Annotated in this window: 1 protein-coding gene; it reads left to right on the top strand. The window is 37.0% G+C overall.

The window, feature by feature from the left end; genetic code table 11:
• Window positions 1-551: IS982 family transposase (locus DNK84_RS03470; protein ID WP_162902187.1), on the top strand; the 551-nt coding region annotated here is incomplete at both ends.

Raw genomic sequence — 551 nt, 5'->3', positions numbered from 1 at the left:
TAGGATGCATCTTCTTCAAGGTGAAAAAACAGGTATTTATTTTATTGATTCCACACCCATTAAAGTCTGTCATATAAAGCGCGAGAAACAGCATAAAGTTTTTGATGGGTTAGCAAAGAAATCAAAATCAACCACGGGCTGGTTCTTTGGGTTTAAGCTTCATTTAGTGATCAATGATAAAGGTGAGATTATGGCTTTTAAAGTCACTGAAGCAACAACAGATGATCGTGTGCCTGTTGAGGATTTAACCCAAGGGCTTATTGGCAAATTGATTGGCGATAAAGGCTATATTAAAGGCGCATTATCTGAGGCTTTATTGTCACGTGGATTACAAGTGGTGACACGGGTGAAAAAGAAGATGAAAAAAGGTTTGATTTCTTTACTGGACAAAGCACTTTTGAGAAAGCGGGCAATTATTGAGTCTGTCAATGATCAGCTTAAGAATATTAGTCAAATCGAGCATACGAGACATCGTTCAATTTGGAACTTTATGACAAATTTATTGTGTGGCCTTATTGCCTATTGTTTTCAGCCAAAAAAGCCAAGTTTAC

The sequence above is a fragment of the Facilibium subflavum genome (assembly GCF_003574485.1).
Taxonomy (GTDB): domain Bacteria; phylum Pseudomonadota; class Gammaproteobacteria; order Francisellales; family Francisellaceae; genus Facilibium; species Facilibium subflavum.
The sequence above is the reverse complement of the archived record's forward strand: the minus strand, read 5'-3'. Positions and strand labels throughout refer to the sequence as shown.